This is a genomic window from Dactylosporangium sp. CA-052675, from assembly GCF_050947935.1.
Lineage (GTDB): Bacteria > Actinomycetota > Actinomycetes > Mycobacteriales > Micromonosporaceae > Dactylosporangium.
The window spans coordinates 3,680,877-3,700,119 of sequence record NZ_CP192010.1; the positions used below are offsets into that span (position 1 = coordinate 3,680,877).

Annotated in this window: 21 protein-coding genes and 2 pseudogenes; 12 read left to right on the forward strand and 11 right to left on the reverse strand. The window is 71.1% G+C overall.

Annotated elements, in window-relative coordinates:
- Positions 1 to 123: 123 nt before the first annotated feature.
- A complete protein-coding gene (locus ACQP1P_RS16730) occupies positions 124 to 1,173 on the reverse strand; it encodes an aldo/keto reductase (RefSeq protein WP_433087591.1) in 1,050 nt (349 codons plus the stop codon).
- A complete protein-coding gene (locus ACQP1P_RS16735; RefSeq protein WP_433087592.1) occupies positions 1,160 to 1,822 on the reverse strand; it encodes a TetR/AcrR family transcriptional regulator in 663 nt (220 codons plus the stop codon). The genes ACQP1P_RS16730 and ACQP1P_RS16735 overlap by 14 nt, the downstream gene beginning before the upstream one ends.
- A gap of 219 nt (positions 1,823 to 2,041) precedes the next feature.
- Here ACQP1P_RS16735 and groL point away from each other — a divergent pair, with 219 nt between their 5' ends.
- The 3 genes and pseudogenes from groL to ACQP1P_RS16750 form a co-directional block, all read left to right on the forward strand.
- On the forward strand, positions 2,042 to 3,676 hold the full coding sequence (gene groL / locus ACQP1P_RS16740; protein ID WP_433087593.1) for a chaperonin GroEL: 1,635 nt from the start codon (positions 2,042 to 2,044) through the stop codon (positions 3,674 to 3,676).
- Between the two features lie 29 nt (positions 3,677 to 3,705).
- Entirely contained in the window at positions 3,706 to 4,017 is a 312-nt protein-coding gene (gene groES / locus ACQP1P_RS16745) for a co-chaperone GroES (RefSeq protein ID WP_433087594.1), read from the forward strand.
- 596 nt (positions 4,018 to 4,613) lie between these two features.
- A pseudogene (locus ACQP1P_RS16750) lies at positions 4,614 to 5,016 on the forward strand (long-chain fatty acid--CoA ligase); the annotation flags it as partial.
- A 52-nt stretch (positions 5,017 to 5,068) separates the two neighbouring features.
- Here the strand turns inward: ACQP1P_RS16750 and ACQP1P_RS16755 are convergent.
- The 3 genes from ACQP1P_RS16755 to ACQP1P_RS16765 all read right to left on the reverse strand — a co-directional run bounded on the left by ACQP1P_RS16755 (position 5,069) and on the right by ACQP1P_RS16765 (position 7,409).
- On the reverse strand, positions 5,069 to 5,737 hold the full coding sequence (locus tag ACQP1P_RS16755; RefSeq protein WP_433087595.1) for a hypothetical protein: 669 nt from the start codon (positions 5,735 to 5,737) through the stop codon (positions 5,069 to 5,071).
- Positions 5,734 to 6,363: an RNA polymerase sigma factor gene (locus ACQP1P_RS16760; RefSeq protein ID WP_433087596.1), complete on the reverse strand. Its 630-nt coding sequence runs from the start codon at positions 6,361 to 6,363 to the stop codon at positions 5,734 to 5,736. Before ACQP1P_RS16760 ends, ACQP1P_RS16755 begins: the two co-directional genes overlap by 4 nt.
- A 140-nt stretch (positions 6,364 to 6,503) precedes the next feature.
- The gene (locus ACQP1P_RS16765) at positions 6,504 to 7,409 is read right to left on the reverse strand and encodes a LysR family transcriptional regulator (protein WP_433087597.1); all 906 of its coding nucleotides are present in this window, start codon (positions 7,407 to 7,409) and stop codon (positions 6,504 to 6,506) included.
- A 73-nt stretch (positions 7,410 to 7,482) separates the two neighbouring features.
- Here ACQP1P_RS16765 and ACQP1P_RS16770 point away from each other — a divergent pair, with 73 nt between their 5' ends.
- Complete coding sequence (locus ACQP1P_RS16770) at positions 7,483 to 8,451, forward strand: DMT family transporter (RefSeq protein WP_433087598.1); 969 nt, start codon at positions 7,483 to 7,485, stop codon at positions 8,449 to 8,451.
- A gap of 130 nt (positions 8,452 to 8,581) precedes the next feature.
- Here the strand turns inward: ACQP1P_RS16770 and ACQP1P_RS16775 are convergent, their stop codons facing one another.
- The 3 genes from ACQP1P_RS16775 to ACQP1P_RS16785 form a co-directional block, all read right to left on the reverse strand.
- Positions 8,582 to 9,244 carry a response regulator transcription factor gene (locus ACQP1P_RS16775; protein ID WP_433087599.1) on the reverse strand — a complete coding sequence of 221 codons (663 nt, stop codon included), beginning with the start codon at positions 9,242 to 9,244 and terminating at the stop codon, positions 8,582 to 8,584.
- Positions 9,241 to 10,389 (reverse strand): sensor histidine kinase, encoded by a 1,149-nt coding sequence (locus ACQP1P_RS16780; protein WP_433087600.1) that lies wholly within the window; start codon positions 10,387 to 10,389, stop codon positions 9,241 to 9,243. Before ACQP1P_RS16780 ends, ACQP1P_RS16775 begins: the two co-directional genes overlap by 4 nt.
- A gap of 157 nt (positions 10,390 to 10,546) precedes the next feature.
- Positions 10,547 to 11,203, reverse strand: coding sequence for a dihydrofolate reductase family protein (locus ACQP1P_RS16785; protein WP_433087601.1), 657 nt, complete (start codon positions 11,201 to 11,203; stop codon positions 10,547 to 10,549).
- Positions 11,204 to 11,538: 335 nt separating this feature from the next.
- On the opposite strand from ACQP1P_RS16785, the gene ACQP1P_RS16790 reads away from it, so the two are divergent.
- The 5 genes from ACQP1P_RS16790 (at position 11,539) to ACQP1P_RS16810 (ending at position 15,297) form a co-directional block, all read left to right on the forward strand.
- Complete coding sequence (locus ACQP1P_RS16790) at positions 11,539 to 12,063, forward strand: anthrone oxygenase family protein (protein ID WP_433087602.1); 525 nt, start codon at positions 11,539 to 11,541, stop codon at positions 12,061 to 12,063.
- 71 nt (positions 12,064 to 12,134) lie between these two features.
- The gene (locus ACQP1P_RS16795; RefSeq protein WP_433087603.1) at positions 12,135 to 12,530 is read left to right on the forward strand and encodes a hypothetical protein; all 396 of its coding nucleotides are present in this window, start codon (positions 12,135 to 12,137) and stop codon (positions 12,528 to 12,530) included.
- A 186-nt stretch (positions 12,531 to 12,716) separates the two neighbouring features.
- Positions 12,717 to 13,586 (forward strand): hypothetical protein, encoded by an 870-nt coding sequence (locus ACQP1P_RS16800; protein ID WP_433087604.1) that lies wholly within the window; start codon positions 12,717 to 12,719, stop codon positions 13,584 to 13,586.
- 21 nt (positions 13,587 to 13,607) lie between these two features.
- Positions 13,608 to 14,120 (forward strand): 2'-5' RNA ligase family protein, encoded by a 513-nt coding sequence (locus tag ACQP1P_RS16805; protein WP_433087605.1) that lies wholly within the window; start codon positions 13,608 to 13,610, stop codon positions 14,118 to 14,120.
- A gap of 196 nt (positions 14,121 to 14,316) precedes the next feature.
- Entirely contained in the window at positions 14,317 to 15,297 is a 981-nt protein-coding gene (locus ACQP1P_RS16810) for a zinc-binding dehydrogenase (protein ID WP_433087606.1), read from the forward strand.
- Positions 15,298 to 15,701: 404 nt separating this feature from the next.
- On the opposite strand, the gene ACQP1P_RS16815 is transcribed toward ACQP1P_RS16810, so the two are convergent.
- Both ACQP1P_RS16815 and ACQP1P_RS16820 read right to left on the reverse strand, forming a co-directional pair.
- Positions 15,702 to 16,244: a Hint domain-containing protein gene (locus ACQP1P_RS16815; RefSeq protein WP_433087607.1), complete on the reverse strand. Its 543-nt coding sequence runs from the start codon at positions 16,242 to 16,244 to the stop codon at positions 15,702 to 15,704.
- Positions 16,245 to 16,287: 43 nt separating this feature from the next.
- A pseudogene (locus ACQP1P_RS16820) lies at positions 16,288 to 16,548 on the reverse strand (undecaprenyl diphosphate synthase family protein); the annotation flags it as partial.
- Positions 16,549 to 16,703: 155 nt separating this feature from the next.
- Between ACQP1P_RS16820 and ACQP1P_RS16825 the strand changes: the two are divergent.
- Both ACQP1P_RS16825 and ACQP1P_RS16830 read left to right on the forward strand, forming a co-directional pair.
- Entirely contained in the window at positions 16,704 to 17,012 is a 309-nt protein-coding gene (locus tag ACQP1P_RS16825; protein ID WP_433090023.1) for a TetR/AcrR family transcriptional regulator C-terminal domain-containing protein, read from the forward strand.
- Positions 17,013 to 17,066: 54 nt separating this feature from the next.
- The gene (locus ACQP1P_RS16830; protein ID WP_433087608.1) at positions 17,067 to 17,540 is read left to right on the forward strand and encodes a DUF5958 family protein; all 474 of its coding nucleotides are present in this window, start codon (positions 17,067 to 17,069) and stop codon (positions 17,538 to 17,540) included.
- 46 nt (positions 17,541 to 17,586) lie between these two features.
- On the opposite strand, the gene ACQP1P_RS16835 is transcribed toward ACQP1P_RS16830, so the two are convergent.
- Positions 17,587 to 18,147 (reverse strand): hypothetical protein, encoded by a 561-nt coding sequence (locus tag ACQP1P_RS16835; RefSeq protein ID WP_433087609.1) that lies wholly within the window; start codon positions 18,145 to 18,147, stop codon positions 17,587 to 17,589.
- Between the two features lie 513 nt (positions 18,148 to 18,660).
- On the opposite strand from ACQP1P_RS16835, the gene ACQP1P_RS16840 reads away from it, so the two are divergent.
- On the forward strand, positions 18,661 to 19,170 hold the full coding sequence (locus ACQP1P_RS16840; RefSeq protein WP_433087610.1) for a hypothetical protein: 510 nt from the start codon (positions 18,661 to 18,663) through the stop codon (positions 19,168 to 19,170).
- Positions 19,171 to 19,243 lie beyond the last annotated feature (73 nt).

The following is a 19,243-nucleotide window of genomic DNA, read 5'->3' on the forward strand; positions in this document are numbered from 1 at the left end:
CACGGCGGCTGTTCACCACGCCTCACACCAGAGATGTCAGATCGTTCTCCGCAAAGCTTCGCGTGGCCTCCCGCTGTTCGTCTCGACGGGCGATCGCGACGGCAGGCAGCGGTGCGACCGTTCTCACCGAGCGGAGTTCAGCATCGCGAGCTGGCTCTCCGTGAGCTTGATGGAGGAGGCGTCCATCGCCTCGTCGAGGTACTCGAGCCGGCTCGCGCCCACGATCGGAGAGATGCCCTGCGCCATGAGCCACGCGAGCACGACCTGGTTCTTCGTGGACTGCAGTGCTTGCGAGACGTGGTCGAGAGCCTCAAGCGTGCGACGGGTGCCCGGATGATCGTATGCCTCGGAGAAGGGCTTGTCCGGCCGGACGTAGCCGCCGTGCAACAACGGCGTGTATGCCCAGATCGTCAGCTCCGCGTCGGCGGCGAAGTCGAGGTCGTCGGGGGTGAGCATGCGGTGGCCGCCTTCGGGGACGCTGGCCAGGGGACGAGGCAGGACGAGCGAGTGCCGCAGCTGGATCGCCGTCCAAGGCTCGAGATCGTCGCGCATGGCGATGGTGCGTGCGCGCTCGACTCGCCAGCAGGCGTGATTCGCTGCGCCCAGCCGGTCGGCCTTGCCCTCCGACACCAACTCGCCGAACGCGTGCACCGTCTCCTCGAGCGTCACGTCGCGATCCTCCGCATGCGCCCAGAGCATGTCCACGCGCTCGACCCCGAGCCGGTCGAGGCTCGCCTCCAGGCCGGCGCGGATCGCTCGGCGGGAGAGGCCCTCTGCGCTCTCCGGCCAGCGGTGCGGGATCAGCGGGTTGTGCCGCACCTTGGTCGCGATCCGCACCGCGTCGCGTGCGCCCGGGCGTGCCTGGAGCCAGTTGCCGATCACCCGTTCGCTCGCGCCGCCGACTCCGGAATCATCCACCCAGAACGAGTAGCAGTTCGCGGTGTCGAGCCACTCGCCGCCGAGCTCCACGTAACGGTCGAGGATTGCGAAGGCGCGGCTCTCGTCGATGACCGTCCCGTAGTCCATGGTGCCCAGAATGATGCCTGCAGAGTCCCGGGCTCTGCGATCCCCCACGGCCATGCGTTGCTCCCTCCTTCGCGGCGCGGATCTTGATCGCCGCTCGTCGCCGCTAGGATGACGCTCGGCGGCGGTGGCGTTCTCATTCGTCGTCATGTCGGCTCCAGCTCTGTCTTGTCGGGGTTCTGGTGGGCAGGACGTGCCGGAGGGTCTCGCTGAGCACCTCGGCGAACGGCGGCGCGCCGGTGGTGCTGAGCCAGTGCCGGCCGGCGACGCGGATCGCACCGGCAATGGCGGCGGCCTGGGCGTGACAGGCCACGTCGCCGAGGTCGCGGCCGGTGCGCTCGGCGATCGCCTCGGCCAGCGGCTCCTCGGCCAGGGTGAAGGCCTTGAGCGCCTCACCCTGCAGCTCCGGAGTGGACATGATCATGCCCAGCCCCGCCCGATCGGGTTCGGGATTGGTGAACACCTCGATCGCCGCAGCGGTGACGGCGGTGGCGAACGGCTCGCCCGCCGGGCGGGCGCGCACCGCCGCGCCGAGGCGGCGAGCCTGGTCGGCGTGGAACGCGCAGATCGCCTCCTCCCGGCTGGAGAAGTAGTTGTTGTACGTCCGTGGCGAGACGCCGGCGGCCGAGGCGATCTCACTCACCCGCACCAGCTTCAGCCCTGTCGGCCCCTGCTCCAGGGCCAGGCGTAGGGCTGCGGCGCTGATCGCGTCGCGGGTGGCCTGCTTGTTGCGGGACCGCATGTCGTGGGGTTGGTCGTCGTTCATCCTCAATCCCGGATCTGGCGGCTGCGGGGTCACGTCCTTCCGTCCCTTCTCGCGTCGACGCCCACACTGTAGCAACGAATTGCGTGGCACGCATCAGGTGCGTGACACGCAACTATGGGCTATGGTGATCCGCGCCTGGCACTCAAGCCCGGTGATTGCTAACCGCGGGTGTGCCGGGGCGGTGAGACCCGGTTCGCGGGTCGTTCGTCGCGGGCGTCGTCCCGGCACACCACTCGTACAGCAGGAGGAACGATGCCCTCGAAAATGATCGCGTTCGACGAGGACGCCCGACGCGGCCTCGAACGCGGGATGAACCGCCTCGCCGATACGGTGAAGGTGACCCTCGGCCCGAGGGGCCGCAACGTGGTGCTGGAGAAGAAGTGGGGCGCTCCCACGATCACCAACGACGGCGTATCGATCGCCAAGGAGATCGAGCTCGACGACCCGTATGAGCGCATCGGTGCGGAGCTGGTCAAGGAGGTCGCGAAGAAGACCGACGACGTTGCCGGTGACGGCACCACCACCGCGACGGTCCTGGCTCAGGCGCTGGTCCGCGAGGGCCTGCGCAACGTCGCCGCCGGCGCCAACCCGATGTCGCTCAAGAAGGGCATCGACGCTGCGGTGACCCGGGTGTCCGAGGAGCTGTCGAAGATCGCCAAGGAGGTCGAGACCAAGGAGCAGATCGCCTCCACCGCTTCCATCTCCGCCGCGGACATCCGCATCGGTGAGATCATCGCCGAGGCGATGGACAAGGTCGGCAAGGAAGGCGTCATCACCGTCGAGGAGAGCAACACCTTCGGCCTCGAGCTCGAGCTCACCGAGGGTATGCGCTTCGACAAAGGCTATATCTCGCCGTATTTCGTCACCGACACCGACCGGATGGAGGCGGTCCTGGAGGACGCGTACCTCCTGATCGTCGGCAACAAGATCTCGGCGGTGAAGGACCTGCTGCCGATCCTGGAGAAGGTCATCCAGGCGGGTAAGCCGCTGCTGATCATTGCCGAGGACGTCGAAGCCGAGGCGCTCGCCACGCTGATCGTCAACAAGGTCAAGGGCGTGTTCAAGTCGGTGGCGGTGAAGGCGCCCGGCTTCGGTGACCGCCGCAAGGCGATGCTGACCGACATCGGCATCCTCACCGGTGGCACGGTCATCAGCGAGGACGTCGGCCTCAAGCTGGAGAGCGCCACGCTCGACCTGCTCGGCCGGGCCAAGCGGGTCGTCATCACCAGGGACGAGACGACCATTGTGGACGGTGCTGGCGACGCGGACCAGATCCAGGGCCGGGTCAACCAGATCCGGGTCGAGATCGACAACACCGACAGCGACTACGACCGCGAGAAGCTGCAGGAGCGGCTGGCCAAGCTGGCCGGCGGCGTGGCCGTCATCAAGGCCGGCGCGGCCACCGAGGTCGAGCTCAAGGAGCGCAAGCACCGCATCGAGGACGCCGTGCGCAACGCGAAAGCGGCCGTTGAGGAAGGCATCGTCCCAGGTGGTGGCGTTGCGCTGCTGCAGGCGGCCAAGGAGGCGTTCGCCAAGCTGGAGCTGTCCGGTGACGAGGCGACCGGTGCGCACATCGTCCGGCGCGCCGTCGAGGAGCCGCTCAAGCAGATCGCGGTCAACGCCGGCCTCGAAGGCGGCGTCGTGGTCGAGAAGGTCAAGAGCCTGGAGGTCGGCTACGGCCTGGACGCGGCCACCGGCGCATACGTGGACATGTTCGCCGCCGGGATCATCGACCCGGCCAAGGTGACCCGCTCCGCCCTGCAGAACGCGGCCTCCATCGCCGGCCTGTTCCTCACCACCGAGGCGGTCGTGGCCGACAAGCCCGATACCACCAAGGCGCCGGCCCCCGCCGGCGACATGGGCGGCATGGGCGGCATGGACTTCTGACCCGAACACAACTGGAAGGGAGGTCAGTCGTGAGGACCGCAACCAAGGTTTCGCTCAGGCCGCTCGACGACCGCATCGTGGTACGGCAGATCGAGGCCGAACGCACGACCGCGTCGGGCCTGGTGATCCCGGACACCGCCGCGGAGAAGCCACAGGAGGGCATCGTCCTGGCCGTCGGACCGGGCCGTTGGGACGAAAGCGGTTCGCAACGTATCCCCCTCGACGTCACCGTCGGCGACATCGTCGTGTACGGCAAGTACGGCGGGACCGAGATGCAGCACAACAACGAGGAGTACCTGATCCTCTCCGGCCGTGACGTGCTTGCGGTCATCGAGCGGTAGCAAACGCGTGACACCGCCCCGGCCTGCCGCACGCAAAGGCCGGGGCGGTCGTGCGGGGTGCGACGAGAATCCCGGCCATGGTGGAACCCCGACCCGGGTGTCAGGGAGGCGCGACGACCTCGCCGGCCTGCTCGAGCCGCTCGTCACCCCGCCGCTGCCGGTCGAGGTCCGCCCGGCCCCGCGGCGCTGAGCACCACAGCGTGAGCAGTGCGCCACCGCCTGGCACGCTTCCCGCCGGCCTCGCGCTCTCCGGGCGCACCGCGGTGTCACCCCGGTTGGGCATTCCCGAGCAACGCCGGTGTCCGGCGCTGATGCCGGCGGCATCATGGCGGTACAGCCGGAACGAGGGCCGGGCGTGGTGACAGTGGGGGTGCGGCGTGCAATACGTGGCGGTCGAGCCGGTGGTCACCCGCGAGCGGGGACCCGTACTCGCGCAAGCCGTGTGGGACAACGCCCGTCAGGACCCGGCTGCGGTGCAGTTCGTGCGCCCCGATGCGGATCCCCGGACCTGGGCGGCACCACCCGCTCCGCGGGGCGCGGCGGTGCCGGTGAGCTGTGCGGCGGTGATCGGGTCGCGTTGATCAGCCGCACGAGGTACCGCGGCGGGCAAGAACGTCACGCCCGCCCCGATCGAGGATGCCGTCCGGGCGCACCCGCTGGTCAGCCAGTGCATGCTGGTCGGCGACGGCCGCCCGTACGTGGCCGCCCTCGTCACTATCGACCCGCAGGCCTGGACCCGCTGGCGCTCCGCCCACGGCCGGCCCGACGCCTCACTCGCCGAGCTGCGGCACAGCCCGGAGCTGCGCAGCGAGATCCAACCCGCGCTCAACCGGGCCAACCGGGCGGTGTCAAAAAGCCGAACAGATCAAAACCTTCCGAATCCTGCCTCGCGAATTCACCGAGGCCGACGGGGAACTCACCCCTACGCTCAAGGTCAAACGCAACGTCGTGACGGAGCGGTACGCCGCCGACATCGACGGCCTCTACCGCGGCCACTGACCTTGTGCCGATCATCGTCGTCGGCGGCTACGCCAACGCCGGGCGAGCGTCCCTAACGCGAGAAGGGCGACCGGTCGGCCGTCGGCCCGGCCGGTTCGATCCGGATATACCGGTCGAGGTCGAAGTCCGTCTCGTAGCAGGCCGGCCCCGGGTCGGTGAACAGCTCCGGCAGCACCACCACGACCCGCTCGCCGTTCAGGGCGCCCTCGACGGTGCCGATGACCAGGACCGCGCCGGGCGGGATCCGGTCGGGCTGGATGACGACGCTGTGCAGGGCGTCCGGGTGGCGGCGGCGGTACTCCAGGCTCTGCACCGCCGTGGTCAGCGTCGACCAGGGCCGGCCGTCGCGGGTGCCGCGCTGCTCGGGCGGGCACTCGCCGGGTCGGTGGCCGGGGCGCACGACGGCGTGGATGCCGGCCGCCCGCAGGGCCGCGGTCGCCCCGGCCGGGTCGCGGGTGTCGTTGATGGTGAACGTGACCGAGCCGTCGGCGTTGGGGCTCAGCGCGTACGCCGGCTCGGCGGCCGGCCCGGCCACGATGAGCGCGGCCGCGGCGGCAATGGCGGTGGCGGTGGCGGCGACGCCGGCGAGGGCCAGGGTCCGGGCCCGGCGGCGGGGCGCCGGTGCCGCGTGGTCCGGCGGCATCTCCAGGAAGGCGGTCATGACCTGCTCCTTTCGGGCGAGGAGCCGGTCGGCCGGGAAGTCGGGCGGTTCGGGTCTCATCGCATCTCTCCCAGGGCCGGCCGGGACGGCACGGTGCCGTCGCCGGGTTCGTGTCCGCGGCGCCCGGCTGCTTCCCGGGCGTCGTCGTCGATCGTGGTGCGCAGGCGGGCCCGGGCCCGCGACAACCGGGAGTGGACGGTGCCGACCGGCACGCCCAGCGCCGTGGCCGCCTGCGCCGGGCTGAGCCCCAGCCACGCGCACAGCTGCAGCACCTCCAGCTCCCGTTCGGGCAGCCGCTCGCAGGCCCGGCGCACGGCCGCCAGCCGCCGCTGCGCGTCCACCCGGGCCGCGCTGTCCTCCCCGTGGTCGGGGCTGTCGCGCAGCGGCGGCAGCCGGGCCAGCGCGGCGCGGCGCCGCCGGTTGGCGCGCCACTGGTTGCGCACCAGGTTGCGCGCCACCCCCAGCAGCCACGGCAGCAGGCTCGCCTCGGTGAGGGCGGTCCGCCCGCGCGCCGCCCACACCTCGAGGAAGACCGCGGCGCTCAGGTCCTCGGCGAGCGCCGGGTCGCCGGTCCGCCAGGAGCAGAAGGTGTACACCGCCCGGGCGTGCCGGGCGTACAGGTCCCCGAACGCGGCGGCATCGCCGGCCCGCGCGCGGTCCCACAACACTCGGTCGTCGTCATCCATCACCATTGCCGTGTCCGCCGCCGCTCCTCGCGTCCCGCCCCGGTGTCACGGTTGCATAACACTGCGGGTGTACGCCGGCCAGGCATGCACAACCCCTCGCGGTCCGCACACGGCGCCGCGCGATCGGTCGATCGCGCGGTTCAGCCGAGGCGCAACGCCTGCGCCTGAACGGCTTCCAGGAAGGCGGCCAGGGCGGGCGTCCGGGGGCCGTCGCGGGTGACGGTGACCAGGCGGCGGCGGAGGTCCGTCTCGGCGATCGGGCGTACGGCGATCGCCGCGTCGTCGCGGGGGATGGTCAGCGGCGGCAGCAGCGCGACGGCGCCGGTGGCGCGGACGAGCTCCAGTTGCACGTCCGCGTCGCTGGAGCGGTGGCGGAGGTCCGGCTCGTACCCGCCGAGCGCCCGGCACGTGCCGACCACCATCGCATGGTGGCCGGTGCCTTCCGCGGACGCCGTCCAGACGCCGGCGCGCAGGGCGGCCACCGGGACCGGGGCCGGGGGAACGGCCAGGGGGTGGGCGGCGGGCAGGACCAGCCGGAGCGGCTCCTCGTACAGCACCTCGAAGCGCAGGCCGTCGGCTCGGGGGCGGGGGTGGCCGTCGTACTCGTCGCCGATCACCAGATCGACCGTGCCCAGGCGGAGGCCGGGCAGCGACTGCTCCAGTTCCAGCTCGAAGATCTCCACGCGCAGCCGCGGGTGCTCGGCCTGCATCCGGGCCACGGCCGGAATGAGCAGGCGCCGGGCCGCGGACTGCAGGCCGCCCGCGCGGACCGTACCGCGGACCTCGCCGCTCAGCGCCGCCAGGTCCGCCGCCGCCGCCTCGGCCGCGGCCAGCAGCAGGCGGGCGTGGCCGGCGAGCAGGCGGCCGGCGTCGGTGAGGCGCACGCCGCGGCCGGCCTTCTCGAACAGCCGCGCGCCGGTCTCCTTCTCGAGCAGGGTCAGCTGCTGGGAGACCGCGGACGGGCTGTAGCCGAGCGCCGCGGCGACCGCGCCCAGCGTGCCACGCTCCTCGAACTCGCGGAGTAACCGCAGCCGGCGAAGGTCCATGCAGAAAATCTAACGAATCAGCTCCACGAATCATCACTGGACCCGATGAGTACGGTGGCCCATGCTCGACGCCGTGGGACCCGCACTGTGTCTGCTCTCCGCCGCGTGCTTCGGCGCGATGGCCATCTTCGGCAAGTTCGCCTACGCCGCCGGGGTCACCCCGGCCACGGCACTGCTGGTCCGCTTCACCATGGCCGCGGCGCTTCTGGCGGTACTCCTGGTGCTGCGCCCCGCCCTCCGCCGCACGGGCCAGGCGTTGCGTCGCCGCGCCGTGCTCATCGCCCTGGGCCTCGGCGCCGTCGGCTACGCGGCGCAGGCCGGGTTCTACTTCGCCGCACTGGAGGTGATGGATGCGGCGCCGCTGTCCCTGATCCTGTACACCTACTCGGTGCTCGTCACGGTCGGCGCGGTACTGCTGGGAAGGGACCGCCTGACGTCCAGGCGCACGGCCGCGCTCGTGGCGGCGTCCGGCGGCACGCTGCTCGTGCTGCTCGGCGCCGGCGGCGGCGGTTTCCGGCCCCTCGGCGCACTGCTGGGCCTGGGCTCGGCGATCACCTACACGGTGTACATCCTCGTCGCCGACACCGTCGTGGACGAGCTGCCGCCCGTGCTGCTCACCACGCTCGTGATGACCGGCGCGGCCGGCACCTTCGGCGTGCGGGCGCTGCTCACCGGGGACCTGGGCCTCGGCTTCCGGCCGGTGGGATGGTGGTGGCTGGGCTGCATCGCGGTCGTGTCCACCGTCATGGCGGTGCTCGCGTTCTTCGCGGGCCTGCGCCGGACCGGCCCGTCGACGGCGGCGATCCTCTCGACGTTCGAGCCGGTGGTGACCGCGGGCCTGGCGGCCCTCGTGCTCGGCGAGTCGCTGACCTCTGTGCAGCTCGCCGGCGGCGGCCTTGTGCTGGCCTCGGCCGTGGTCCTGCAGATGGGGCGGACCACGAGACCGACGCCGGGCACGGTCGTCGACCCGGGCCGGACGAGCACGACGACACCGGTCTCGTCGTCCGTCTCCAGGTCCTCGTCCCAGCGCAGCGGCAGGTAGCCACCGAGGACCGCTGTGCCGCCTTCGGCGTCGGAAGTTGGCACAGCGTCGGCACCATGGGCCGCCCGGCCCCGCGGCCGGGCGGTGTTCCGCTGCCGCCCCGGTGAACGGGACGTCGGCCCGGGCTCGTTCACGGGCCTCCGGGGGTCACGAGTCCGGTTTCGAAGGCGATGACCACGAGTTGGGCGCGGTCGCGGGCGTCGAGCTTGGTCAGCAGGCGGCTCACGTAGGTGCGGGCGGTGTCCGGGCTGAGGTGCAGCTCGGCGCCGATTTCCGCGTTCGACCGTCCGGTGCCGACCTGTGCCAGGACGTCACGTTCGCGTTCGGTGAGCCCGGCGAGCCGCCGGGAGTCCGCGATGGGGGAGCGGGCCGCGGCGGCCAGGACACGCCGGGTGACAGCGGGGGAGAGCAGTGCGTCGCCGCCGGCCACGGTGCGCACGGCGTCACGCAGGCCGTCGGGTGGGGTGTCCTTGAGGAGGAAGCCGGCCGCGCCGGCGCGGATGGCCTCGAAGAGGTACTCGTCGTCGTCGAAGGTGGTCAGCATGACGACCTGGACGTCGGTGAGGTGCGGGTCGGTCAGGATGCGCCGGGTGGCCTCGAGGCCGTCGGTGCCGGGCATGCGCACGTCCATGAGCACCACGTCGGGTCGTTCGGCGCGGACGGTGGCCAGACCCGTCGCGCCGTCGCCGGCCTCGCCGACGACGGTGATGTCCGGTGCGCGTTCGAGCAGCGCGCGGAGCCCGGCGCGGACGAGGTGCTGGTCGTCGACGATGACGACCCGGATGCCCGTCATGCGCTGCTCCCGGCCAGCGGCAGGTGGGCGTGCACGCGGAATCCGCCTTGCTCGTCGTTGCCGGCCTCGACGGTACCGCCGAGCAGGGATACCCGCTCGGACATCCCCCGCAGGCCCTGGCCACCGGTGCCCAGCGGTGCGCCGGGCGGTGCGCCTCGGCCGTCGTCGGCGATCTCCAGCGACAGCCGGGGTCCTGCCGCCTGTACGGTGACGTGCACCCGGCTGGCGTGTGCGTGCCGCAGGGCGTTGGTGAGCGCTTCCTGGACGATCCGGTAGGCGGTCGTGGCCACGACGGCGGGCAGCGCGTCGACCTGGCCGGTGACGCGCAGCTCGACGGGCAGGCCGCTGCGCCGCACGCCGTCGACGAGGGCGTGCAGCTGGTCCAGGCGCGGTGCGGGTTCGCGGGTGCCGGAGTCGCGGCGGAGGGTCTGCAGGGTGGCGCGCAGCTCGGCCATCGCGCTGCCACCGGCCGAGCTGATCGCGGCGAGCGCGGTCCTGGCCCGGTCGGGCGCATCGTCGGCGAGGGCCTCCCGCGCCACCGCCGACTGCAGGGTGATGACGGACATCGTGTGGCCGAGGGTGTCGTGCACCTCCCGGGCAATGCGCAGCCGCTCGGCCTCGACCTGCCGGGCGGCATCCCGGCGGCGGTCCTCGACGGCGGCGGCGGCCTGCCGGGCCATCTCGGCTCGCAGCGACCTGCGGTTGCGAACGGCGTCGCCGAGGGTGATGACGGCGAGCATCAGCGCGGCCTCGGAGCCGAGGTCGAAGCCCACGACGATCGAGACGGCGTCGCCCTCGGCCAGCCGCATGCCGACCGACAGCGCCAGCAGTGCGCCGCCGACGACGGCGGCCGGCAGCACTCGGCCCCGCTCCGCCGCCGTGTACAGCACCGCGGCCGTCGGTGCGGCCAGGCCGATCGCCGGGAGATCCAACGAGTAGTACACGACGATGCCGGCCGCCGTCGCCAGCAGCGCGGGAACCGGCCACTGCCGGCCGCACAGCAGCAGCGCGCCGAAGCCGGCCGCGAAGGCGTAGGCGAGCACGGCCCGGCCGGGCGGCCCGCCGTCGGTGACCACGGCCGCCGCGACCAGGCAGAAGGTGGCGACACCGAGCAACGCGTCGGTGCGGGTGGGTCGGCAACGCACACCAGCAGCGTAGAACGGCGCGCCGTGCTCGCGCTGTCGCCGCGGAGCGTCAGGTCCGCGGCGTCGCGTACGCCCGGAAGCGATCCCGGCGTGCGGGGCAACCGCGCCGCGCGGGCGGGCGGAACGAGGACAGCCGGGGATGCCCGGCGACATGTGCTCAGGAGGCGATGGCTTCCTTGCCGTCGCGTACTTCGAATTCGCCGGTGCCGACGGTGCCGAACCCGGTCTGGCGCAGCGTCAGGGCGACCACCCCCGAGCCGCCGCTGAGCACCTGCGACTCGGTGATCTGGTACGTGGCCGGCGCGGCGCCCCCGGCGAAGAGCCGCTTGCCCGCCCCCACGACGACGGGGAACTGGATGAGCCGGTAGGTGTCGACGAGGCCGGCGTCGTGCAGCGTGCGCGCGAGTTTCCAGCTGCCGTGCACCTGGAGCTCGCCGCCCGGCTGTTCCTTGAGCCGGCGTACCTGCCCGACGATGTCGCCCCGTAGCACCGTGGTGTCACCCCAGGCGGCGTCGGCGTCGGCCAGGGTGTTGCTGACGACGTACTTCTTCCAGTTGTTGAGTGCGGTGGCCACCAGGTTGTCGGGGTCGGTCACCTGCGGCCAGTACGAGCGCATCATGTCGAACGTGGTGCGGCCCAGCAGGAAGGCGTCGGCCTTCTGGAACCACTCGTTGACGGGGTCGAGCTGGCCGGCCTCACTGTGTGGCACCAGCCAGCCGCCGCGGTCGAAGCCGTTGCTGGGGTCCTCCTGGGCTCCGCCCGGGCCCTGCATGACGCCGTCGAGGCTGACGAAGGTGTTGACGCTGAGTTCCACGGTTTTCCCTTGGCAAAGTCGCGTGCGGATGGTGTGGCCTGACGGTTCTTCTCGAGCGGCCGGCATCCAGGATCGCGCCGAAAACTTTTGCTGTCAAGACAACCGAATTTGTCTTGCCCGGGGGGATGGCTCGGGTTCGGCGGTTGGCCGTACGTGCCGTCGCTGCCGTGGTGACGCCGCTTGTCGCGTCCGGCGTCATTCCGCCGCCGTGTACGCCGGGAAGCGACTCCGGATCGAGCCCGCAGGCGGCAGACGGCAACGCCCGCGAGCCGCAGCATGAATGACGACCTGATGGACCGTGCCCGGACGGCGCGACCGACACAGGAGGTTCCAACGTGTCCCGCACCAGACTGACCTGGATCGTGCTCGGGCTGCTCATGTGGGCGGCGATGCTGTCGTTCGGCGGTGTTGCCGCCGAGACGGTGATGCTGTACCCGAACATCTTCAACGACGCCCCGGCGTCGCTCGAGCGAGCCCGCGAGTTCATGGTCGCGGGCGGCCCGAGCGACTACTTCCCGCCGCTGGGCGCGACGGTGGTGCTCAGCAGCCTCGCCGCGATGCTGCTCACGTGGCGCGACCCGCGGCTGCGATGGTGGATCGCCGGCGCGGCCGGCGTCTTCATCGCCTGCGAGTTCCTGTTCTCCGTGGTGTTCTTCTGGCCACGCAACGAGATCATGTTCGTGGACCCGGCCGGCACCCACTCCCCGGAGTACCTGCGGCAGGTCGCCCGGGAGTTCGTCGCCGGGCACTGGGTGCGCCTCGCCGGCGGCGCGGCCACCGCCGCGCTCGCCTTCACCGCACTGCTGCGCTTCACGCGCGACACGGCCCGCGCGGCCGCCGTCGCAGAGGCCGCGCGATGAGCCGGCCGCGCCGCGTACTCGGGTTCTCCTGGCCGGCGTTGGTGGGTCTGGCCGCGTTGGCGGTTCCCCGGGTGGTGCTGCACGATCTCGGTGTCGTTACGGAAGGCAGTTTCGTCAACGGGCTGCTGGTGTTCGTTCCGCCGCTGTGCTGGATCGCGGCGGTGTTGTGGCGCCGGCCGGCGCGCCCGTTCCTGACCGTGCTGGTGGTCGGTGCGGTCTATGGTGTGTTCCTTGCCGTTGCTCATCAGCTGCTGTGGGACGCCGCCTTCGACGGGCACGCCCCGACGCTGGGCGGGAATCTCACCGACCTCGACCCCGGGGTGCAGCGCGGCATCGTCCGCATCGCCGCTGCTGTGTCCAGCGTCGTCACCGGGACGCTGGTCGGTGCGGTCACCGGCGCCGTGGCGGCGCTGCTGTGCCGGATCGTGCCGAGCAACCTCGAAGTACCTGACGACACCGGCCGATAGGCCCGGGCCCGACGTGCGGCAGGTCTGCGTGCTGGCGGTGACCGGCAGCGCGAGCGACCTCGTGGCCGTGCCCGGCGCGGCGGTCCCGGACCCGGCGTGGCCCGCCCGGCCCGCAGCCGGCTGCCGGGTGGCCCGATCACGGTTTTGAGGAGTCGGCCGCCGGCCGGAAGCAGTACGCTCGCCGCCATGGCGAGAAGGGACAAGGGGCCCAGCACGGACCGGCTCCGCGGGATCCTGGCCAGCGCGGCCGAGGTGCTGATCGTCGAGGCTGGTCCTGATGAACTCGACCGTGCCGACGCCGCGCGGATCGTGGTCGACGGCGACGCGATCGCCGGGCTGGCGCGTGTGCTGGCCGTCGTGGACGGCGGCCGCAGGGATCACTGCCTGTGTCTCGGCTGGCCGACGATGGTGGTGTCGGGCGCTGACGGTCGCGAGGTCGCCCGGTGGACCGTGCACCATCAGGCGTATCTGCGGGGGTTCGGCGACGGCGACGTCGAACTGCGCGACGGCCCTGCACTCACCGAGTGGTTGGCCGGGCACGGTTTGAACGGCTCACGAGACGTCCAGCTCATGCTGGCCCGTCAAGCGGTGGAGGACGAGGCGCGGCGGGTTCGCTGGGTGACTGCCGCGCCGGCTGGCCTCGCCTCCCTCGCCGAGGCGGTGACACGCCGGGACGCCGACGCCGAGCGGCAACTGGCCAAGCTGCTGGGCCGCCGCATCCCCGACGTCGTTGCACGGATCCGGACGCTGACTGCTTGGGCAGGCCTGCCTGCGCGCGAGGAGGGCGGCACCTTCTGGTACGAGTTCCTGCCTCAACGGCTTCTTCTCGCCGAATCCTCTGCAACGATTCTCGGTGCGTTGATGACGTCTCCGCTGTCACCGGGCCAACTCGACGGCGCGGCGGAACTGTTCACGAGCCTCGAGTGGACCCGGCAACCGCGGGCCGAAGTCCCGGAACCGTTGCTGTCGCAGTTGATTGCCCATGTCACCGCCACCGGGACGGAGCCGATGCGCTTCCGGATGCGCCATGGCTATGGCGCCGCCGCCGGCGTTTGAATCGGCGTCAACATCGCCGCCGTGGCTACGCGCGTCATTGCCATCTTTCCCGAGATGAACACGGCAGCGGTCGAGCGGTTCCGCAACCGGTGGGATCCTCTCGCCGGCGCCGTGCCGGCCCACATCACTGTCGCGTTTCCGTTCGAGTGGACAGGGCCGGTGTCCGCGCTTGCGGACGCACTGCGGCCCGTCCTCACCCCTTGCTCGCCCTTCGCGCTCGAGCTGTCATCCCCGACGGTCTGGGAAGACGAGTACCTGTTCCTGCTGGTCGGCGAGGGACGAGAGCGGGTGTCGCAGCTGCACGAGTCCATCTACCGCCAGATGCTTCGCGGAGCGCAACGGCCGTCGCGTTTCGTTCCCCACATGACCGTCGGTCGCCATGGCGACAAGGTGGCCTTGCGCGCCGGCATCAGCGAGGCTGCTGCGATGGACCTGCCACTGATCGGCAGGGCGCTGTCCCTCACCGTCTACCGCCGGGACGAAAACGGAAGGCGGGTCCGAGAGCTTGACCTTCCCCTCGGCGCGGCTTCGTGAGACGGACGCGCGCACTACTTGCGGCTCGACGGGACGCCGCCCTCGCTGAGCCCGCTGCCCGCAGTAACCAGGGATGACCGGCCGCCGCCCACCAACGGCGGCAGATGTGCGCACCTGATCAGCACACCCATTGACTTCGACCAAGCTTCAACTTGCACCGTGGTGCGGACGCTGTCTCACGCGAAGGGTGCTATGCATGCGCGCAATCGAGGTTGTCTCGTTCGGCGGTCCAGAGGTGCTGTTCCCCGCGGAACTGCCCGACCCGGCGCCCAGCCCCGGTCAGGTTGTCGTCGGCATGGCAGCCGCGGACGTCATTTTCCTCGACACCTTGCTGCGTAGCGGCTGGGGCCAGGACTTCTTCCCGCGGACGTTGCCGTACGTGCCAGGCGGTGGCGGAGCGGGCTCTGTGGTGCAGATCGGCGAAGGAGTCGACCCGGCATGGATCGGTCGGCGCGTGGCCGTCCGGACCAGCACCGGTTACGCCGAACAGGTCGTCGCGGACGTCGCGGAGATCATGCCGGTGCCCGACGGGCTGGCCATCGAGGCGGCGGCGGCGCTGGTGCACGACGGCGTGACCGCGCTCAGCATGGACCGACTGGGTACGCCGGAGAAGGGCGAATGGGTGCTGGTCTTGGCGGCGGCCGGCGGTGCCGGATCGCTGTTGGTACAGCTGACCGTCGAGGCCGGCGCCCGAGTGGTGGCCGCCGTATCCAGCGACGCCAAACGGGCACTTGCTCGCGAGCTGCACGCGGAGATCGCCGTCGACTACACGCGGCCGGATTGGATCGACCGGGTGCGGGAGGCGACCGGTGGCGGGGCCGCACTGGTCTACGACGGGGCGGGTGGCCCGCTCGGCACGGCGGCCTTCGACGCGGTGGCCGACAGCGGCCGGTACGTCTCCTACGGCACCGCCGACGGCTTCGCCGCCCCGGACCCGGAGTCGGCCGCGCGCCGAGACATACGGGTCCTCACTCCGCTGCTCAACGGTCCACCGGACCAGGAGACCGTGCGTGAACTGCTCGGCCTGGCACTGCAACGGGCCGCGGAAGGACGACTGCTGCCGACGATCGGAGCCACCTACCCGCTGGAGCGGGCCGCTGACGCCCACCGCGCACTGGCCGCGCGCACGACGGTGGGCAAGTCACTGTTGCTGGTCGGCGACCGACCGGCCAGCTGACGTAACCGTCGATGCCGGCGGCGCGTGGAGCCGAGGTGACTGTGTGAGCCCTGGCTCTCTACGTCCGCCACGGACTCGACGCGGTCCGGCGAATGCCCGGCATCCGCATTTCGGCAGCTTCGCGCCGCTTGGGTCCGGCACCGACCGCACCCGACTTGAAAGTCGCCGCGCGCCATCGGCGGCATGAGCGGAAGCCATTGATGTCTGAAATCATGCCCTGGTGGCGTTAAGGTCGGCCGGGTGACCGCCGGGGCGCATGCTCGGCTTTGGGCAAGACGCGGTGACGGGGCAGATCCCGGACCAGGTGGAGTGGCGCTGGTGGTGCAGCCAGTCCCGCGCCAGCCTCCTGGTCCCATTCGGGTCCCGTCGCCCACCCCCGTGCTGCGCCGGCCACTGAAGCACCGCTACTCGTGGACCAGAACGGGGCGGTCACCGACCTCGACGGTGAATGTCTGCGGCCCGGTCACGTCGAGGTTGTAGACGGCGGCGAGCCGGGTCGTCCGGCGCAGACCGGTCACGCGCACGTCGCCGAGCCGGTCGCCGACCCGCAGTTCGGCGGCGGTGCGCCAGCCACCGCGGTCGGCGACCCAGAACCGGTGGTTCGCCGTCGCGGTCACCGAGCCGGCCCCGGACGCGATCTCGACCAGGTCTTTGTCGCCGGTCCCGACGACCACCGCGACGACCGTCTGGGGCGCCGTCCGGCCGTTGGTCGTAATCTGGTCGCCCGGCCGGACGTCCGCGATGCGTCTGGTCGACCCGTCGGCCATCAGCACCAACGTGTCGGCCGTGAAGCTGTTCGTCGGTCCGCCGGGACAGTCGGCTGGATCGCAGCGCACCGCCAGGCTGGTCCCGCCGCGGGTGACGGGGGTGGACAGGACCGTGGTGGCCAGCGCCGCGCCGGCCAGCATGGCGCCCGCGACAATGTGGCGCAGCCGTAAGGACAACATCAGTCGTGCTCCGTTTCTCGTGTCGATGCCTCGGCCAGCAGGTTCACCCGCCTGACTTGGCGTCGACTTGGAGCGCCCTAACACGGGCACGACCCGGGTTGGGGATGGCGCCGCCGAAGCGCCGGTCGTGCTGGGCGGACACCTCGCAGGCGTAGCAGAGGTGGCGGCGGTCGAAGCCCGGCCAGAGGGCGTCGACCGGCACGAACTCGGCATAGACCACCGGCCAGATCATGAAGTTGGGGATACGCCGCTCGCCCGAGGAACCGATCAGCAGATCGACGTCGGGTAGGTCGGGCTCGTAGAGTCAGCGGGCGAAGGCCTTCTCGGACTTGACGCGCCCGCCGATCGCGTCGGCTGGCCGGGTGCATCCTCACCGAGGCGTACGCCGCCGGCCTGGGCGAGCCGGCGCGAGACTGGCGCGAACACTTGCGCGACACGGCCCACAGGCTGCGCAACGCGATGCTGGGCCACCGCGACGTAGCGCGGCTGATCGCCGGGTATGCCCGCTGTTGCCGGCATCACTGCGCGTGGGGGGAGACCTACCTGCGTCTCGCAGCCGAGGGTCGGCTCTCGCCCCAGGCGGCGTTCGGCGGTGACACGCTCATGGCTTACGTCACCGGCTTCGTCCTGCAGGAGCAGAGCACCCACCGCAGGCCGATCCACAGCATCTGGCGCACCTGTGGAGCGAGCTGCCCCGGCTCGCGGAATAGAACGCCATCAGGCCGACTGACCCGCCCGCGGCGTTCCGGTCCGGCGTCGACCGCTTGACCTACCCAGCCCGCAGATATGGTTGATAAGGGCGTAGCGGATCCGGAGCGACCGATGGACGATGTCTCGATCAAATTGAATCGCCTGGCTCAGGGGCTGGACCCACTGAATGATGGCGTCGGCTGGTTCCATGAGTTGGCGCTTGATGATCGTCGATCGATGTTGCGGAAGCTGGCCGTCATGGTGGGGCAGGCGCATCCGCGTGCCGAGGAGATCGATGCGGCTGTCGCGCGATCGGGGATACGACCGGGTGCAACCCCTGTGGTTCTGTTGCGCCAACGCGGGCTCGGCGCGGTGATGGCGGCCTTGGCGGCGCTGCCCGCCCTCGAGCTCGGGCGCGGGTTCCGCCTGTTGATGCTGCTGCTCGGTATCGCCGATGGGCGCAGGAGGAACGAGGAGTGCAAAGGCGACTGCTTACACTGGTGGCATCAGCTTTCGGCGGATTCGGCAGCGGCCGCCGTCCTGCTGCATAGACCAGGCCCGCCCGCTGCCGACCAGCCCGCACCACCGCCCAACGCTCTCGCCTGAAGCACGGTCATCGGCACGATCGGAAGCTCCGGCCTCGGCAGGCCGCTCACCATCGGTGACAAGCGCTGGCGGTCACCGCACTCACGTAGCGGCAGATCCGGACGCCGTGGTCGCCGGTCAAGTTCGGTGGAGGCCGCGGGGTAGCGAAGAGCTCCGTCGCAGCCTCAAGGCCACGCTCACTGCCGATGAGGTAGACGTTGGCCAGCATGACCAAGACGCCGATGATGAGAGCCTTCATCACAGCCGACCGGTCCCATTCGGGCAGCAACGCGCTCAGGTATCCCACAGCGATCCCGATCATCGCCACCCGGAAGAGCGTCCGCAACATCCGGACGCCGGGTGTCGTCACCAGGACGACCACTACCGCACCGACGGCCACGAGCAGGACGGGCCGGGGATTTGAGACCCACCCGAATGCCCCGGCGGCCAGCGCCGCGAACGTCACTGACATGAAGACGCGATGCAACAGTCGAACCAGCAGCGCCCGGGACGGCAGCCGCCGCAGGCGGACCAGCAGCGCCGTCGAGGCCGCCGCGGCCGCGCAGGCGCCAGCCGCAGGCCAGCCGTAGTCGTCGTACAGGCCGTTGACGGCGATGCCGACGGCCATGCCCACGAGCGTGGTGGTGACGGTTCCAGAACGAGCTGACCTTGCCCGAGTCGAACGCCACGCCTCCAGTATCGGGGTGCCACGCGAACGGGAATCGACACAGTGCCGCCGGGAGCGGTCGCCAGCAGCAGAGGAGTGCCTGATCAAGACTTCGGCAGGCGCCGGGGGCGATCGGCGCCGATCCGAACGCACGAGCTGCGAAGCCGGACCGTAGCCAATGGGCGGTCACGCGGCAACGCTGACCCCGGCCTTTCGCTAACTGTGGGTGCGCGGTCCCCGGCACTACGGGGAGGCTCGACATCCTCGCGCCGGCTACCGTCCGTGGCGATCAGTGCGATATGACCAGCGAGCCCGCAGCGGCAGATGTGCGCACATGAAGTTGCCCGAAGCGGTCGGCATCGCGCGAACTAGGACCAGTCCGCCGCCCCGACGTCCGATGGTGAACAGCTGGATGATCGGGCTTTGCCCGAGCCCGGACGGCGCGCGAGGAAGCGGACTGGGAAAATCGTGGCCGTGTGGGATGTCAAGGTAGATGCGGAACGCCAGCACTGGGACTTCACTCCGCTCGCCGCCGTTGGCCCCTTGCGCTTCGGAGTAAGCCATGACCAAGTTTGCCGCGCACTCGACACGGCCCCGATCATGGTCAATGACGACCCTGCGGCCAGGCGCTTTCCAGATGCTTGGTTCCGGGAGCTCGGTGTGAGGACGCACTACGACGACTCCAAACTTGCAGCCGTTGCTGTAGACGCGATCACCGGGCCGCAAGTCACGCTGGCCGGCAGGGCTCTCGTCGGTCAGGTGCCCTTGCGGTTGGAGGACTGGCTCTGCGATTACGCCGAGCCCCGCGGGCTGCTGCTGGCGTACACGTACGAAGGTCGCATCGGTTCACCCGACTTAGGGCTTCTCATGCGCGTTCAGCACACGGGTGATCAGGTGCTGACCCAGCCCGTGTTCATGACCGGCGAATGGGCGCAGGGCCTCTGGGACCTCGTCCTCCCGCTGTTGGATCTTGGGGAGCTGTAGGAGCCTCGACGTCTCGCGCAGGAGGCTGGCCGCTCCGTCTTGCTGTGGCGCCTGCCGGCTCTTCACGTCTTCC